An 18,554-nucleotide genomic window follows, 5' to 3' on the forward strand; every position below is an offset into this window, starting at 1 on the left:
AATTCACTTTTTATCCCTCCCTGTTCTTTCTTACCACATCTAAAAATGTCTGCTCGACACTTATACGCTGCCCTTTTGCATCTGTACAGATTTCAGAGGGTGCACCTAATAACAGTATGCTGCCCTTATCCTGTATTAAAAAACGGTCACAGTATTCTGCCTCCTCCATAAAGTGCGTGGTTACAATGACACTAGTACCCATGCTGCACAGAGCATTGATTACAGCAAAAAAGCTGCGTCTGGCCTTAGGATCGGCACCTGAGGTGGCCTCATCTAAAAATAAAATGGCAGGAGAGTGCAGCAGGGCACAGCACATAGAGAGCTGACGCTGCACACCAAAGGGAAGCTCACCGGTCCTGGTCTTAAAAAATGGCTTTAAATTAAATACAGATGATAGAAGATCCACCCTGCTCTCAAGCAATGATCCATAAAGACCATAGCTTTTGCCAAAATAGATAAGATTATCAAGTGTACTTAAATTGGTGTACAGACTGAATTTCTGCGCCACATAGCCAATACGCGAGCGCACCTGAGTCTTTGCCGTTAAAAGATTTACCTTGTCAATTAAAATACTGCCCGAGCTTGGATTTAAAAGAGCACATATCATTCTAAAGGTTGTGGTTTTACCTGCTCCATTGGGTCCTAAAAGCCCAAAAATCTCGCCTTTTTTAACATAAAAATCAGAGCTTTTGACTGCAACAAATGCACCAAAGCGCTTGACTATGTTATTAACCTCAACAATATGCTCACTATGTGTATTACTATCTGCACCTATGCTACTGCCATCCTTACTCTTATCGGATCTGAAGGCTTTTAAAAACAGAGTGCCATCTGCAGCAGCATCAGCACTTTTTGTCAGAAGAATATAGGCATCCTCAAGCACAGCCTTACGCCTTCCTATCTTTATATCTGTGCTAAAACCATGCTCAGAGCATATAGTGCACAGTTTCTTTTCTAATGTACTTTCATCCTCTCCTGCCTTTACAATAATATCTATTCTGCCAAGACGCGGCAGAGCATCATCTAAAAAATCTATGTCTCCTGTGTGCACCCCAAGGGATAAAAAACGCGAGAGCTTTAAATACTCTGTGTTGTGTGTCTGTATGCTAAAGCAGCGGCCATCGGCCATACTGCTAAGCTTCTTTGCATTGCCAGAGGCTATAATCTGCCCTTCATTTATCAAAAGCGTGGTATCGCTGTGCTCTGCCTCCTCAAGATAGAGCGAGGAGAAAATACAGATGGCATCTTTTTCTTTTATATAGCTGAAAATAAGCTCCCACAGCTGAGCGCGCGAGTATGGATCAACACCTACTGTAGGCTCATCTAGCACCAGAATCTTAGGATCACCTGCCATGGTACAGATAAGTGACAACTTCTGCCGCATACCGCCTGAGAGCGAGGCTGCAGCATAATCCTTAAACTCATATAGCCCCACCTTCTTTAAGATGCCATCATAAAAATCATCACAGCAATCGCCCTTAGCATCCTTTAATCTGCCAAAGAGCTTTAAATTCTCAAGCACACTAAGCTCACCATAAAGATTAAGACTCTGCGACATATAGCCAATACTAAGGCCAAAAGAGCCTTTGCATCTTGTAACATTCTGCTCCATAAGAGAGAAGCTGCCTCTGCCATGCACAAGACCACAGATAATCTTTAAAAGCGTACTTTTGCCACTGCCATCAGGTCCTATAAGTGAGATAATTTTATTGAAAGAGTCAACCTTAAGATTCAAAGAGTCAAAAACCACCTTTTTCCCATAGGCAAAGGAAAAGTTTTCAAATGACAAAAGGGCTGTCATATTCACCTCGCATCATACTGTGCGCCAAAAGCAACAAAGACTCTCTTGTGCAGCTGCAGCCCTAGCGCTTTGTCTCTTGTGTAAAATCCACAGTGACATCAGAGCCAAAACGCAAAAGGTGCTGTGTGTCCTCTACTGTAATCTTACACTCATAGACAAGATCGGGCCTTAAATCAACCGTGGCCACACTCTTTGGGGTAAACATGGCAGTCTCTGAGATAAAGCTTACAAGACCCTCTACATAGTCTGTATATGTATCATCTGTAAAAACCCTGACCTTATCACCGTTTTTAACTCTGTGCTCATTTAAAAAACGATTGGACAGATAGACTGAGATCTCCTTAATACTGATATTGCAAAAGGCAAAACTTACTACATTAGGTCCTGCCATATCAGAGAGCTGACTGTACTGTGCGCGTATGGCTCCATCAAAAGGAGCCTTAATCAGACTCTGTTCATTTATCTTATAGTCAAGATAGTCAAGCGAGGCAAGACATGAGTCAAGGGCCGCCTTTTTCTCAAGTATGCTCTCCTGACGGGGTCCTGCAAGCATTAGGGCAAGAGCAGCCTTAGCCTCGCCCACTCTGTCAGTTAAAACTTTATTGTTATAAAGAGCACTGTCATACTCCTGATAGGATATGGCCTTTTTATCAAGCAGCTTTTTATAGCGCACTAATGTCTTAGAGCTAAGATCAAGCTCGCTCTGCAGAGCCTTTAACGTATAGCGGGTCTTGTCTATATCCTCTTTGCGATTGCCGTTTTTTAAACTTAGATACACCTGCTCATGCATCTGACAGGAAGCTTTCTGTACTGCCCTCTGATGGAGCAGATCCTTTGTATCAAGACTTGCTATAATCTGCCCTTTTTTGACCTCCTGCCCCTCTTTGACATTGATAGAACTGATGCGCCCTGCAATTTCAAAGGATAAATGTGAGTCTTTGACATTGACCGTGCCATAGGCAATAGTCCCATCATTGTTATCATCTCCAAGGAGCATATAGACACCAAAGGCTGCCATGGCACCAAATATGGCAGCAGCTAGTGTGACAGTTTTTCTCAAAGCCATAGCACCACCTTTTTTATATTTTTATATCAATATATTAGTACATCACAAACATATTACAACCTCCTTTTAACTTCTTGTTTTTATTAAATTAACTTAAGTTTTACCTCTCAATTGTTTTTTAAATCAGACAGTAAAAAATCTGATGCAAAAAAAGTGTTTTTATGAAAAAATACACACACCTAAAAAACGATGCGTGCTTTGCCACGTTCCCGTGCAGAACAAGTCTGCCGCCATCTAAATCTGCTACCCTGCAGTGAACGGGAGGAAAATACCATGATTTCTGCATGTCAGCTGTGTGATGATGACACCTTAAAATTAAGTACCGTAAAACCAGGCGATGCCCTGCCATCAGATGTAATCTGGCTTGATGTGATTCAGCCTGACGATGATGAAAGATGCTGGCTTGAAAAGCTCTTTGTTGAAGACGTACCTGATGAAGATGAAATGGATGATATTGAATCATCATCACGTTTTAGAGTGGGACCTGACGGTGTACATATTCTCTCACTCTTCCCACAGCGCCTTGCCAATGACACCCGCGGTGTCAATATGTCCTTTACTATGCGTAAAAACCTTTTAATCTCCTTTCGTGAGGATGATGTTTCCATAGTAAGACTGCTGCGCAACTATATACGCCATGACAAGGCAGATATACGCTCGGCTATTGATATTCTGCTTTTGCTTCAGGATCTTAAGGTGGATCAGCTCTCTGATCTTATCGAGGATGCCTACTCCACTCTTGATGAAACAGCCGATCAGATTATAGATGAGGACAGTGTTGAAGATACACTGCGCGAGCTGGTGCGTCAGGAGGAGCTAAACGGTCAGATCCTGCAGGCTCTGTATGATACCCGTCGTGCTCTGCGCTTTATCAAAAAGACCTTTGAGGCCATTTTGGATGACAGACAGAACAGAAGCATAGATGAGGTTCTAAACGATATTGAGTCCATTCTGCCACATACTCAGTTTCTCTCCAACAAGATAAACTTCCAGCTTGAGGCCTCCATGGGCTATACCAATCACAAGCAGAACAAGATAATCAAGATCTTCTCAGTGGCAGCTGTAGTCTTCATGCCGCCAACCTGGATAGCTAGTGTCTATGGTATGAATTTTAAATTTATGCCAGAGCTTGACTGGAAATTTGGCTATCCTTTATCCATAGGTCTTATGATTTTATCTGCAACCTGCACCTATATATTCTTCAAGAAAAAAGGCTGGCTGTGATATAATAAAAATCTAAGTTATGGCCATGACCTAACTTAGGTTTTCTTAAAGTTCATAAATGAAAATAGGTGTTATCTTGACACCTATTTTTTTATCTACAGAGTATGACTGTTACAAAAGAGCTGCTTTTAACAGATCATACTCATGTCTGACTATAAGTTTATCTGCAAAAGCCCTATCAAGCAAAGCATGCGCTGCTTCATTTTCTAATGAGACACTGGCAATTAAGTTATACAGCTCATTGGCCCTGTGCGCAAACGGGGATTTAAAGATAAAATAACGTCCTTTGCAGCTGCCGGATATTCTATTTAATACTGATTGTCAATTTCTATCAACACAGATCGGGCAAATTGAGGTATGGTAGAGATCATGGCCGGGCTTTAGGTTTTTCACAATGCTCAAACAGATAGGCTCGGTTTTGCTCTAAATCTCCACTAGGTTATAGACTCTTGTGAGTTACATTTACAAGCATTGACAGTATGTATTCTAATTTATAAATAATGCTAGTATTATAAGGTTAAAGTGCGCACATGGATGCACTAAAGTAATGAAGTTGCATACAAAGGTATTACATATAAATCTTGGAACAAATGGGATTTTATTATGAACACACACGCAAAGCCAAAAGTATTACCAGGATGTGAGATCTTTGGAAAGCTTATTGAATCTAATGCTTATTATGTAGATAAAACCTCATACTTAAAAAATCTCCTTGAAAGCTCTGATGAGGTTGAAAATGCCTTATTCACAAGACCCCGTCGCTTTGGCAAAACCTTAAATATGTCCATGATTAAGGCCTTTTGTGAGCTTGACTATAAAAATCCTGGGGATATTACCTATCAGCAAAAGCTCTTTATAGACAATGGCCGTAATCTTGCAGTCTCTCAGGATGAGTACAAAGAGCTGCGAGATAAGGTCATGGGACAGCTGCCTGTTATCTATGTCTCCTTTAGAGGTGTTGAGGGCTCTTGCTTTTATGAGGCTGTTGAAAAATTAGTAATTAAGATTTTCAACTTATATGAAGCATTTGCCTTTTTGCTTGATAATCCCAAAATATCAGATAACAGAAAAAATATTTTTTCCACTATATTCGATTTTTGCGCAAATAACCTTAATCTGTCAGCAGATTTAACAAAACTCAATGATGCTGTAACTTATTGTGGTCTTTTTATACCCAATCTTGCAAAAATGTTATACCTTGCCTATGGCACAAAGGTTTTAATCCTTATAGATGAGTATGATGTGCCATTGCAAAAGGCAGTTGTGGCCCAAGAGCCTTACTATGATAAAATGCTTGGCATTATCCGTGATATAAGTGTTAATACCTTTAAACAAGATCCAGATGCCTGGCTGTATAAGGGCATTATTACAGGCTGCTTAAAAATTGCCCATCAAAGTGTCTTTACTGATGCTAATAACTTTACCACTTTTAATGTCAACGATGAGCTTTACTCATCCTTCTTTGGCTTTACGCAGGAGCAGACTGATAAAATCATCAGTGACTTTGGTGTAGAGTCTAAAAGAGATGAGATTAAAAAGTGGTATAACGGCTATAGATTTGGAGATGATTATGTCTACTGCCCATGGTCTTTAATGGAGTACTGCGCCGCATCAAAACGTAACGGAAGCAATGAGCCAAAGCCTTTTTGGGTCAACACCTCAGGCAATGACATTATTACTCTGTATACTAAAAACTCAATTGAGGCTAAAAAGCAAGGTAATATTGATAAATTACAGGACTTAATGGATGGCAAATCAATAGACATTGAGCTATCTGAATTTACAGTTTATCCTGATATAAAAAGCGGTCTGAAATTTAATGCCTTTAGCACTATGCTGCTGCAGACAGGTTATGTTACCTTAGCTGATGACTCACCACTAAGAGGCAATGTCAGAGTTAAAATACCAAATTATGAGGTAAGAAAGGCCTTTGAAAGCAGGCTTGGTGTTTTATATTCAGAGGACGATGCAACCTGGAGTGCACAGGGTTATAATCTTTTAGATGCATTACTGTGTAATGATATTGCCAAGGCTCAGGATATTATCAATACAGTATTAAAAACCTATATAAGCATTAGACACTCAGGTCATGAGCAATACTATCATGGTTTTATGCAGGGTCTTTTGATAGAGGCTGTAACCGATTGTGGTATTACTATGTTAGATGAGAGTGAAAGTGGTCTTGGCTATAGTGATATTATTCTTGATGATTGTACAAACAAAAGAGTTGTTATCCTGGAGTTTAAAAAAGCCACTGAACATGTAAAAAACTGTATCAAAGTTGCAAACGAGGCTTTAGAGCAGATCAGGGCTAAAAACTATGCGGCAACTTATTTAGATTATTATGAGCAAATCTATGGCATTGGTATTGGCTTTTATCAAAAAGGCTGCGAGATTGTATCTCTTGGTAATATTGCAAAGCAGGACAGAGCTAACTAAAAAGTGCTGTATGTAAGATGGGTATCATGTGACACAATACACTACCTAAGTGTCAGTTTCTAATTTATCCAGAATGCTAGTATCATAGGAAAAAAATACTCAGATGGATACTCAAAAAGTCATACAAGTACTATACAAAGCACCACATATTTCTAGGAACATTAAAGGTTTTTATTATGGACATAAATGACATGATATCTGTATTGCCAGGCTGTGAGAGCTTTGAAAAGCTTATTGAGTCTAATGCTTATTATGTAGATAAAACCTCATTCTTAAAAACACTCTTTTACAGTCCTAAAGGGGTGGAAAATGCCTTATTTACAAGACCCCGTCGCTTTGGAAAAACTTTAAATATGTCCATGATAAAGGCCTTTTGTGAGCTTGACTATAAAAATCCTGGGGATATTACCTATCAGCAAAAACTCTTTATAGACAATGGCCGTAATCTTGCAGTCTCTCAGGATGAGTATAAAGAGCTTCGTGATAAGGTTATGGGACAGGTGCCTGTTATCTATGTCTCTTTTAGAGGTGTTGAGGGCCTATGTTTTCATCAGGCCGTTGATAAAATTATTACTAAGATAGCACTGCTGTATAAATATTTTCTCTTTCTTGCTGATAGTAAAAAAATACCTCAGGCGCAAAAAGATCTTTTTTTAAGTATTTACAATTTTTGTTTCAAACACAAAGGTGAATTAAAAAATGATGCTTTGCTTGATAAGGCAATATCCTATTGTGGAACCTTCATACCAACACTAGCTGATATGCTCTATACAGAGTATGACAGACAAGTTTTAATCCTTATAGATGAGTATGATGTCCCATTGCAAAAGGCAGTTGTGGCCCAAGAGCCTTACTATGAGAAAATGCTTGGCATTATCCGTGATATAAGTGTTAATACCTTTAAGCAGGATCCTGATGCCTGGCTGTATAAGGGCATTATTACAGGCTGTTTAAAAATTGCCCATCAAAGTGTCTTTACTGATGCTAATAACTTTACCACCTTTAATGTTAACTCTAAGCTCTATTCCTCGTTTTTTGGATTTACACAGGAGGAAACCGATAAAATCCTTTGTGACTTTGGTGTTGAGTCTAAAAGAGATGAGATTAAAAAGTGGTATAACGGCTATAGATTTGGCCATGAGAATGTCTACTGCCCATGGTCTTTAATGGAGTACTGTTTATCAGTAACTGATGGTAGCGAGGAGCCTGAGGCCTATTGGGTCAACACCTCTGGCAATGACATTATTACTCTGTATACTAAAAACTCAATTGAGGCTAAAAAGCAAGGAAATATTGGTAAATTACAGGACTTAATGGATGGCAAATCAATTGACATAGAGCTATCTGAGTTTACTGTTTATCCTGATATAAAGAATTGCTTTGATTTTGATACATTTTTTACAATGCTGTTGCAGACAGGTTATGTTACCTTAGCTGATGATTCACCACTAAGTGGCGATGTCAGGGTCAAAATACCAAATTATGAGATAAAAGAAGCTTTTGAGAATAAGATTAAAGTTTTTTATTCAAAGAAATATAAAAACTGGAGCTCTCAGGGTTTCAATCTTTTAGATGCATTAATGAGCAATGATATTGCCAAGGCTCAGGATATTATCAATACAGTATTAAAAACCTATATAAGTATTAGGCACTCAGGTCATGAGCAATACTATCATGGTTTTATGCAGGGTCTTTTGATAGAGGCTGTAACCGATTGTGGTATTACTATGTTAGATGAGAGTGAAAGTGGTCTTGGCTATAGTGATATTATTCTTGATGATTGTACAAACAAAAGAGTAGTTATCCTGGAGTTTAAAAAAGCCACTGAACATGTAAAAAACTGTATCAAAGTTGCAAACGAGGCTTTAGAGCAGATCAGGGCTAAAAACTATGCGGCACCTTATTTAGATTATTATGAGCAAATCTATGGCATAGGTATTGGCTTTTATCAAAAAGGCTGCGAGATTGTATCTCTTGGTAATATTGCAAAGCAGGACAGATCTGACTAAAAAGTGCCGTATGTAAGAATATTATCAGGTGGCATAATTCTACAACCAATTTTCATGGGTATGGTATGTCAATTGATTATAACCATTGTACATATACATTAATTTTATTTATTGACAGGCTCTTACCCTAATCTTAGCCGACAGCTACTATGTGTACAAATCAGACACTACACTAGAGCATATATTTGCGTCATTTTTGGGCTAATGATATACAATTTTTTACTACTAAATTAAAAATTAAAATCTGTCTATTATCTTTACTTTACGTAAATAATGATCTTAAAATTGTATTAATTTTTTATAAATCTTAAAAAATTTGATTTAGCACGTTGTACTTTTGTCAAAAGCCTATATAATCAATTTACATTACAGTCTTAATCTTGCCCTTTTGCAAAGGTGGTATATCTTGGATAATTTAATCAAAGCTCTTGCAGACAAACTTGGTGACAATGCCATTATCAAAGACAGTGATGTACAGTACACAGTACAGATGCAGGATTTTTTACTTATGGTACACAAGCTTGAGAGCTCATCACAGCTGCTGTTGTGCACAAGCATTGCTCCTGTGCCTGAGCATAACAGACAAAAACTGTATCTAAGGCTTCTGCAGGGGCAGTACTTTTTTCAGGAAACAGCAGGCGCCACTTTGTCTGTAGATAATGAAGAGAAATTTATAGCACTGCAGTATGTGCAGCATTTAAGTGCCCTAAGCCCTGATGTCTTTATCAATGTAGTAGAGCGCTTTATGCAGGCAGCTCAGTACTGGCAGGAGATCTGCATGTCCTTTGCTAATGAGCAGACAAACACAGCACAGACAGATCTTTCATCCGATCTTGATATGCTAAAATTTGCCATGAAAGTCTAGAGCACAGCCTGTTACAAAATAGATTAGAGAATAAAGGCACATATAATGTGCCTTTTTATGTATACAGCCTGTTGTTTATTTAATACTGTATGTTAAAGAGCATAGCTACAGGTACAGGCATTAGCTATACCCTTTTAATAGCTACTACTTTAAAGCCAGGACTTTAAAGTCTCATATTCATGTTCTACTATCTCTTTGTTGCTATAAGCATCTTCAATTAAAGCTAAAGCCTGATCAGATGACAGAACCCCACTTTGTATACTCTCATAAAGCTCATTAGCTTTTGCCTCAAACGGGGCATTATAGATAAAGTCTGTGCAAATACTCTCACCATTTGTGTCAATATCAAAGCTCATCTTTAAATAGCCATTGTCTTTTACAATATCCTTGTCCTTAAAGGTGGCTATATCAACTATAACTTTGCCGCCCTCACCTGCCTTAACCTCAATTGCAGTACGGCTGTGCTCTGTAAACTTGGTAGGAAATATAGGCTCAAATGAGGCTTTAAGCAAGCCTTTTCCCTTGCCAAAGACCTGAGCCATTGGGCTTTGATTTAAAAATGACACAACCATGTCACGCTGTCGCTCAGTTACCCCATCGTGCAGATTGGCAATAGAGTCTATAATTGCCTGAGACAAAGATGAAGGCTTGCAGCCTTTATAAGTGGCCTGATCCTCTGCTGATGCAAATTTAAAATCAGTATTTCTGCCTATGGTAAAACTCTCTGATCCTACTTTAATAAATGGTTTTATATCTGCATTGCCAGAGGCTGCGCCTCCTACCTCATTGCGCCTTGCAATATCACGGGCCATATATTTATGTGCCTGATCACTGCTTGCAGGCTGGTGTTTGTGAAAAAAGCCTACAGGATCATTAAAATCTTTAAAGCTTATAGTTCTGTTGTTTAATACATCAAGGGCCTTTTCTTTGGAAAAATGCGAGCATAAAAATGCCAGATGTTCGCCGCTGCCTGGTTTTAAATTATCGCAGATCTCAAGTATTTTCTTGTCAATTTGCTCACCAAGCTCTTTTTTATCAACCTGCTCAAGTGGAGGCAACGGACTGTCAAAAAGCTTTTGATGCAGATCAGACAAGGTAAACTTACAATTTTCATCACTCATCTGAGGTATTAAAGAGAAAAGTGCCGAGCCATGATCAATACGAACGCCAGATCGGCAGATGTCTATAACATTGGTATTTATCTTAAAATCCATGGATAAATTTGTTATATCTGAGACAAAGGTAGTTACAGCTAAAAGTGCTTTATTAAAGGTATACACATCTTTGGCAAGATCATTAATATCTACCTTCTGGCCGGATAAAGGTGAAGTTTTTTCCATAAAGCTCTCTTTTACAGCCTCTTTAAAGGCAACCTTGGCCTTATCTGTCATCATGGAATAAACTCTTTGCATTGAACCTTTGTCATTAATGCCTTCATTAAAGGCCTTGTCAAAGCTGCAGCTGCTATCTATGCCTGAGATAAATTTATCCCTGGCATTGACCTGTGCATTGGCAAGGCGGGCAACATCATCAATAGTCTCGCGCAAAACACGCATATTCAAAGGCGTGTCTTCACCAAATTTTGCATGCATTCTTGTGGCGGCCATATCGGCAATGGCAGGACCAAGCTCCCTTTTTATAGTATCTAAAAAGGCGCTCATGGCTCTTTGATTGGTAGATGACATGACAATAAAGCTTGAGCTCTCAAGCTTATGAGTGCCAATTTTTACCTTGGCATTGTCAGAGGCACTAGAGGATACAAGAGTGGTAAAATCCCTAAGTGATAGATTATTAACTTCCATATGCCACCTACCTTGTAACAATTTTATTTAAAATATAAAAATTAAATTATATGTAATTTTAATACTCCAATGCATATGCGCTGCCATGCTATGCTTTTTTTACATTATAATTTAAAAAAAATGCACCTTGCAATATTTTTGTATAAATTTTAAGAAAATCACAAAAATTTTAAAACATCGCTATACCAACTACTAAACATCACCTTATCTTTAATAACATGTAAAATGTAATAAATTGTTATATTGAATAAAAAAATACTCAGATGCGAATTATTGCCAAAGGAGAGTTTAAGTCTTTAAACATAGGATAAAAACAGCACTCAAACACTCAACTTTAGGCAGATGTTTTTTAAATCTTCTATAAAACTGCTTAAAAGACTTAATTTTGTAAAAAAATATGTGGTCAGGACTTATCCAGACTGTTGTAAAGCTCGTTTAAATCCTCTTTATCAACTCCACCGCCAAGAGCTATCATAAGATCAAGCTGCGATAGTAACAGATTAAACTGCATCTGCTTTTGTGCAAGAGCCTTTTGCCTTAATATGGCGGCAGCATCAAGTAAATCACTTAAAGACATGTCACCTAGTTTGTATTTTGCCAGTGTCCTTTGATAGTTAAGAGATGAAAGCTCATAGGCGCTTTTTGCGCGTATGAGACTGTCTTTATAATAGCGCTGGGCATTTAGAGCATCAGAACATTCCTTTAGAGCATTGACATACAGTTCTACAAATTCAACCTTATAGCTCTCAAGTGTGTTTCTTTGCATTTTCTCCTTTATTCTAAGCTCATTGTAATTTAAAAAAGGCAATGTGATAAAAGAGCCCAAAGACAGCACAGGATTTGAGATAAGACGGCCAAGAGACAGACCATCTCCTGCATTGATACCTACAGAGACACTAAGCTCTGGGAAAAACTCCCTCTGTGCCACTTTTAGATCGGATAAGGCCATCTTTATATTATAAGAGGCTTGTTGCAGATCTGCTCTGCTCTTTAAAAGAGCAAGAGGCAGCTTTAACATAAAATCAGGCTCTTTTATATTATCAAGACTGCCGCTTTGCAGATAACTGTCATAGCTACGCCCTAAAAGAGCATTAAGTGCATTGGAACTTTGAGACAGATTATGCTCCTGCATATACAGATTTTGCTGTGTATCCTTATAATCAAGCAAAGCCCTGTCATACTCAAGAGCATCTATCTGCCCTGTTTTATATTTCTTTTGCACAAGATCAAGCCTGTTCTTGCTGTCCTTTAGATCATCTCTGGCAAGGGATAAGGCCTCAAGAGCAAAAACCCTTTGCAGATAGGCACTTATAACAGACTCAATAATACCAAGTCTCACATTAAGATAGGCAAAGGCCGAGGCTTTAAGTTCCTGCTCAGCTGCCTCCTCTTTATAGGAGTTTTTGGCAAAGACATCTAAAACATAGTTAAGGCCCAAAGATGATGAGGAGCTGTTTTTAAAACTCTCATGATAATCAAGAGCCCTTCTGTTTTGTACACCAAGGTTGCCTGATAATTTAAATGAGCTGTCATCTTTGATAAGAGCAAGATTAAGACTTGAGTTTTTCAAAGCCAAAAATGCTTTTTTTAAAGTATTGTTATTTAAAAGAGCTGTCTCTACATAGGAGTTTAATAACTTATCTTCAAATAAGGTGTAAAATTTCTTATCAAGCTCTTGTTGTGATACACCAAGAGCAGTATCTGCAAAGGCAGATGCGTGTATCAGATCAATATTTACCCTCTCATCTGCCACCTGACAGCCTGCAAGACAGGAGATTGAAACAGCTGCTGCAATATATTTTAAGTAAGTTTTATAAACTGCCATAATCCTAAAGCTCTTTTTTATGTCATTGCCTTATACTGCGCCTCAAGAGTCTCATCAAGATACTGATCCCATAATGGCATATCTATATTAAAAATCTTTTTAATCAAAGAGCAGTCAAGGCGCGAATCAAGAGGTCTGTCTATGGCAAATTTATACTCATGCGATTTAATGCTTTTAACTGCAACCTCATGATCTATATAACCTAGCTCCAAAGACCTTTTGAATATGACCCGTGCAAACTCATCCCATGTAGTATATGGCGCACCTGCATAATGATAAATGCCATAGTCATTAAAGCTTTTATCTGTACAGATTATTTTAGCTATCTCAACAACAGTACTGGCAATGGCCCGAGCCGGGGTAGGAGAGCCCATCTGATCGCATACTACAGAAAGTTTGTCATTGACCATACCAAGGCGCAGCATGGTTTTGACAAAATTGCTGCCATAGCGGCCAAAAACCCATGAACAGCGCAGCACAATGGATCTCTGATTAAAGCCAAGCACCCGCCTTTCACCTTCATACTTGGTTTTGGCATAGACGCCATTGGGACTTGCCCTGTCAGTTTCACAATGCGGCATAAGACCTGGCAGTGAGAACACATAATCTGTTGACAGATGAATTAAAGGAATACTGGCCATGGCACAGCCCTTGGCTAAATACTCACAGCCTCTGACATTAATATCAAAGGCCTTTTCCTGCTCAGTCTGTGCCCTGTCAACTGCAGTGTAGGCCGCTGCATTTATAACCACATCACATTTTGTATCACATATAGCCGCAATGACATTATCCCTTTTGGTTATATCAAGATCGGATGATGTGGCGGCTATGGTCTCAATACCATTTTGCAGCAGGCATTGAGTTATCTCACTGCCCACCTGTCCTGCAGCTCCTGTCAGCAAAGCTCTCATGCGCTGTGTCCTATTTTTCAAGTGCCACAAGCTTTACAAGCTGCAGTGCAACTTCATAGGACTTGTGCAGTGATTTTACAGGCAGACATTCATAAGGACCATGACAGTTAAGAGCTCCTGTAAAGATATTAGGACATGGCAGCCCCATGGCACACAGATGTGAGCCATCTGTACCGCCGCGCACATAATTTTCTTTGACCACTACATCGCACATGGCAAAAGCCTCGCGGCACAGCTCTAAAATCTTAGGATTTTTCTTAAGCACTTTAGCCATATTTTCATATTGATCATAAATGCTAAGGCTTACGCAGCCAGGGCCGTACATCTCATTGAATCTGCTTTCAAGACTGCGCAGAAAATTGGCTCTGCGCTCAATGCCATCCTTGTCAAAATCACGCACAATAAGACGCACTGTGGCACTCTGCACACTACCTGAGATCTCATGGACATGATAGAAACCGTCAAGACCATAGGTCTGTTCAGGACTTTCATTATCAGGTAGCTCTGAGACAATCTGTGAGGCTATTTTGGCAGCGTTGACAAGCTTTTTATAGGCCACAGCTGTATGTATTGACAGACCTTTTATATCAAATACTGCCTCTTTGGCATTAAAGGTGGCTACATCAAGCTCACCTATATTGCACCCGTCAATGGTGACAGCAAAATCAGAGTCAAGCTCTGTCAAAGAGATAGAGTTGCACGAACGGCCAATCTCCTCATCTACTGTAAAGGCAAAGCACAAAGGACCATGCTCTATATTCTCATTGGCCAAAGTCTCTAAAAGATGCAACATGACAGCAACACCGGCCTTGTCATCGGCACCAAGCAGTGTGGTTCCGTCTGTAATGATAATATCATCGCCTTTGTGCTCACACAGCTCAGGGCAGATGCTCTCATCTATAATAAGACCGTTGTCAAGTTCAATGGCATCATGGGTTAAATTCTTTACAAGTCTGGCATTGACATTGGCACCGCTTGCATCACAGGCTGTATCAAGATGTGAGAGCAGACACAGCCTTTGAACATTCTGGCAGCCAGCAGTTGGCGGCACATGCACAATAATGGCACCGTGCTGATTCTGCACGCCCTTAAAGCCCATATTGTTGATGCGCTTTAGAATATTGGCACCAAGACGCAGCTGACCAATTGATGATGGTGAATTATCACTCTTTGGCTCGGCCCTGGTATCAAAGGTTATAAGATCTGCAAAAGTGTCTACAAGTCTGTCATTGCTGCGCAGATTGGTAAGGTAGGTATAATTGCCCTTTTGTGTTTCCATATACTACTCTCTTGATAAGGCCTCAATCGGATTCAGGCGTGAGGCAGAGCGCGCCGGCATAAAGCCAAAGCCTACTCCTATTAATGTTGATGTGACTACAGCTGCTATTATAGACTCAAGTGAAAAGGACATGACTATGCTGTCACTTAAAGAGCCTACAATAATACCAAGACCATATGATAATAACACACCTAAAAGCCCGCCTAAAAGACACACGGCCACAGCCTCAATTAAAAACTGTACCATAATATCACTCTCTCTTGCGCCAACTGCCATGCGTATACCAATCTCGCGCGTTCTTTCAGTTACAGAAACGAGCATAATATTCATAACACCAATGCCGCCTACAATAAGCGAGATGACGGCAATGGCCGAGATTAAAAGCGTAAAGGTCATATTGGCCTGACTTGCCGAGCGCATAATAGAGTCAGATGAGAAGATAAAAAAGTCTTTTCTGCCATGACGGCTCGTAAGTAAAGATACAATTGACTTTTCTGCAACAGCTGTGTCAAAACCATCCTTGATTCTTATGACAATAGATGACAGATAATCCTGCTTTGACACACGGCTCATAGCTACAGTATAGGGTATATACACCTGCAGTCTGTCAGGATGCACAAAAGGTGAATCGCTTTTTTCAAGCACACCTACAATACGCAGCGGCACCTTGTTGACAAGCAGCACCTGCCCTAAAGGATTTATATTTTTAAATAAATTTATATAGGTATTGTGATCTATGGTGCACACAGCCTGATTGTGTGTCACATCATAGGCACTTATAAAGCGCCCCAACCTTAATTTCAGACCAGATACTCTATAAAGCTCATGTGAGGCACCTTTGACCGTACCATTTGACTCAAGCGAGCCGTTTCTAAACAGCGCCGTGGTCTCAAAGGATGGGGTGGCAGAATCTGTATATGGCTGCCCTGCCAGAGCATTTAAATCACGCACACTTAAAGTGCGCACCAGACCCATGCGCACATCACCCATATGCGTGCCAGGATAGATGCTTATGGTATTGGTGCCAAGGGAGGCAATATTGGCCATAACCCTGTCAGAGGCGCCGCGGGCCAGCGCCACCACACTGATTACAGCCATAATACCTATAATAATGCCAAGCATGGTTAAAAGCGTGCGCAGCCTGTTGGCATTCATGGCCATAAGCGCCATGTTCAAAGCCTCTTTAAAACGATCAAAGCTGGCAAGAGTACTTGTAGCCCAGCTTTGCTTTACTCTAAAGCTGCTATCAAGGGCATTGTCCTTAGTGCTCTTAGTCCTGGCGCTCTCATCTGAGCTTTGATACTGTGTATTTATCTCATCCTTGACAATACGGCCATCTTCAATGGAGATAATGCGCGAGGCCTGAAGGGCAATATTGATATCATGAGTTACAATAATAACAGTATGCCCCTTTTGATGCAGATCCTTTAAAATCTGCATCACCTCCACACCAGATTTTTTATCAAGAGCACCTGTAGGCTCGTCAGCTAAAATAATCTGTCCGCCGTTCATCAACGCCCTGGCTATGGACACTCTTTGCTGCTGACCGCCTGAGAGCTCTGATGGTTTGTGAAAATGGCGTGAGGCTAAAGACAGGCTTTCTAGAAGCTGCATAGCCCTTTTATCTCTTTTTTCTTTTTTAACACCAGAGTAAATGGCAGGTACCTGCACATTTTCAAGGGCCGATAAATGCGCTAAAAGATGATAGCGCTGAAAGATAAAGCCAAAAAAGCTGCGACGCAGCGAGGCAAGCTCCATGGCATCAAGCTTATTGGTATCAATGCCATCGACCTCATAGCTACCCTCACTTTGCCTGTCAAGGCAACCTAATATATTCATAAGCGTTGATTTGCCAGAGCCTGAGGGGCCGATAATAGCCACCATCTCGCCTTTTTTAATGCCAAGTGAGACATCCTTTAGCACTGTGCTTTGTATATTGCCCTGACAATAGGTACGGCTAACATTCTCAAGCTTTATAATATAATCACTCATTTACAGCATCCGTACTTTGCGCATTTTTGACATCACTTCCTTTTGTGAGCTTTTAACATCATCGCCAAGCACCACGCTCTCAGACCCGTCAAGACCGCTTTTTATCTCAATATACTGCTCATCACGAAGCCCAAGAACAACATCTTTGCTAAAAACCTCCTCACCCTTAAGTATATATACAGTACCATGGCCTTTGTAATCATCAGAGCGTATGGCACTTAAAGGCAGTGACATGACATTGTGTACACTGTCAATTAAGATCTCAACCTGTGCTGTCATATCAAGGCGCAGAAGATTATCTTTATTGTCAACCTCAAGCAGGGCATTGTAGTACACAGCCTGACTTGTGGCATTTTGTGATCCAAGCGATGAGGAATTTGCCTCCTGTGAAGATTTTGGTGCCAGATCTATATTGGTAAGTCTGGCATCAAAAAAGACGCCTGGCATACCAAGTACACTAAATCTGCTCTTAAGGCCGGTTTTGACATTGATAACATCAGCCTCTGAAATTTCCGCCTCAAGCACCATGGTATCAAGATTGGCAATTTTTATAAGTGTAGGTGTGCTCTGATTGGCATTGACAGTCTGTCCAAGCTTGACGGGAATGGCATAGACAGAGCCATCAATAGGAGCTCTTATCTGTGTATAGCCTATATTGGTAGTGGCATTTTCAATCTCAAGATCTGATTGTGTCAGCTGCGCCTCAAGCTCCTCAAGACGGGCCATGGCTATCTCATAACTGGCCACAACCTCCTCAAGAGATTTATCAGAAACTGCATCTATCTTTTTAAGCTCAAGCTGTCTTTTTCTGTCAAGAGAGAGCTTTTTTACTGTAGCCTTCTGTGCCTTTATCTGCGCCAAAATAAGTTTTTTCTGAGCCCTGGCGCTTTTTAATCTGTTCTCCTGTGTCTTTGGATCAATAAGACAGAGCATGTCACCTGCTCTTACCTTCTGACCCAGCGTCACAAAGATCTCTTTTATCTGCCCTGAGACCTGCGCACCAACATCAACCTCATGAGCCCCTGATAAAACACCTGTGGCAAAAACCTTATGCTCAATATCTCTGCGCTGCGGCTCAATTAGCATATAGACATCAGGCTCCTGCCTGAAAAAGCCCTGATACAGACCATAGATGGCAGGGATTAAAAGCAGCAGAGCTGCCATGACTTTTATCTTATGTTTTAAAATAAAGCTTTTCATATGTGCATGCATGTCTGTCATAATATTATTTAAACAAAATTATATTAAAAAAAACATAGCATAGTCTTAGAGTACTGCACATATAGCATTGCGCTTTATAAGCGTAAGATACAAAGGATCTTATAATTTAAAAAAACAGGA

At 40.0% G+C, this 18,554-nt stretch carries 12 protein-coding genes; 4 read left to right on the forward strand and 8 right to left on the reverse strand.

Going from position 1 to position 18,554, the window contains the following annotated elements; all coding sequences use genetic code 11:
• Positions 1–10: 10 nt before the first annotated feature.
• Both DRZ93_RS03905 and DRZ93_RS03910 read right to left on the reverse strand, forming a co-directional pair.
• Entirely contained in the window at positions 11–1,801 is a 1,791-nt protein-coding gene (locus tag DRZ93_RS03905; protein WP_113745888.1) for an ATP-binding cassette domain-containing protein, read from the reverse strand.
• A gap of 61 nt (positions 1,802–1,862) precedes the next feature.
• A complete protein-coding gene (locus tag DRZ93_RS03910) occupies positions 1,863–2,867 on the reverse strand; it encodes an HlyD family secretion protein (protein WP_113745889.1) in 1,005 nt (334 codons plus the stop codon).
• 273 nt (positions 2,868–3,140) lie between these two features.
• On the opposite strand from DRZ93_RS03910, the gene corA reads away from it, so the two are divergent.
• The 4 genes from corA to DRZ93_RS03935 all read left to right on the forward strand — a co-directional run bounded on the left by corA (position 3,141) and on the right by DRZ93_RS03935 (position 9,404).
• Complete coding sequence (corA, locus tag DRZ93_RS03915) at positions 3,141–4,091, forward strand: magnesium/cobalt transporter CorA (protein WP_113744837.1); 951 nt, start codon at positions 3,141–3,143, stop codon at positions 4,089–4,091.
• Between the two features lie 603 nt (positions 4,092–4,694).
• Positions 4,695–6,530, forward strand: coding sequence for an AAA family ATPase (locus tag DRZ93_RS03925; protein WP_113745890.1), 1,836 nt, complete (start codon positions 4,695–4,697; stop codon positions 6,528–6,530).
• Positions 6,531–6,706: 176 nt separating this feature from the next.
• Positions 6,707–8,539, forward strand: a complete 1,833-nt coding sequence (locus DRZ93_RS03930) for an AAA family ATPase (protein WP_113745891.1) — start codon at positions 6,707–6,709, stop codon at positions 8,537–8,539.
• A 406-nt stretch (positions 8,540–8,945) separates the two neighbouring features.
• Positions 8,946–9,404, forward strand: a complete 459-nt coding sequence (locus DRZ93_RS03935) for a type III secretion system chaperone (RefSeq protein WP_172458026.1) — start codon at positions 8,946–8,948, stop codon at positions 9,402–9,404.
• Between the two features lie 149 nt (positions 9,405–9,553).
• Here DRZ93_RS03935 and DRZ93_RS03940 read toward each other — a convergent pair whose 3' ends face one another.
• The 6 genes from DRZ93_RS03940 to DRZ93_RS03965 all read right to left on the reverse strand — a co-directional run bounded on the left by DRZ93_RS03940 (position 9,554) and on the right by DRZ93_RS03965 (position 18,413).
• Complete coding sequence (locus DRZ93_RS03940; RefSeq protein WP_113745892.1) at positions 9,554–11,206, reverse strand: hypothetical protein; 1,653 nt, start codon at positions 11,204–11,206, stop codon at positions 9,554–9,556.
• A gap of 403 nt (positions 11,207–11,609) precedes the next feature.
• Complete coding sequence (locus tag DRZ93_RS03945; protein ID WP_113745893.1) at positions 11,610–13,031, reverse strand: TolC family protein; 1,422 nt, start codon at positions 13,029–13,031, stop codon at positions 11,610–11,612.
• A 17-nt stretch (positions 13,032–13,048) separates the two neighbouring features.
• A complete protein-coding gene (rfbD, locus tag DRZ93_RS03950) occupies positions 13,049–13,942 on the reverse strand; it encodes a dTDP-4-dehydrorhamnose reductase (RefSeq protein WP_113744847.1) in 894 nt (297 codons plus the stop codon).
• 10 nt (positions 13,943–13,952) lie between these two features.
• Positions 13,953–15,221, reverse strand: a complete 1,269-nt coding sequence (gene pepT, locus DRZ93_RS03955; RefSeq protein WP_113744848.1) for a peptidase T — start codon at positions 15,219–15,221, stop codon at positions 13,953–13,955.
• A 3-nt stretch (positions 15,222–15,224) separates the two neighbouring features.
• Entirely contained in the window at positions 15,225–17,213 is a 1,989-nt protein-coding gene (locus DRZ93_RS03960) for a MacB family efflux pump subunit (RefSeq protein ID WP_113744849.1), read from the reverse strand.
• Positions 17,214–18,413 carry an efflux RND transporter periplasmic adaptor subunit gene (locus DRZ93_RS03965; RefSeq protein ID WP_172458028.1) on the reverse strand — a complete coding sequence of 400 codons (1,200 nt, stop codon included), beginning with the start codon at positions 18,411–18,413 and terminating at the stop codon, positions 17,214–17,216.
• Positions 18,414–18,554 lie beyond the last annotated feature (141 nt).

This window comes from Anaerobiospirillum thomasii (assembly GCF_900445255.1).
In the GTDB taxonomy this organism is placed as follows: Bacteria; Pseudomonadota; Gammaproteobacteria; order Enterobacterales; family Succinivibrionaceae; genus Anaerobiospirillum_A; species Anaerobiospirillum_A thomasii.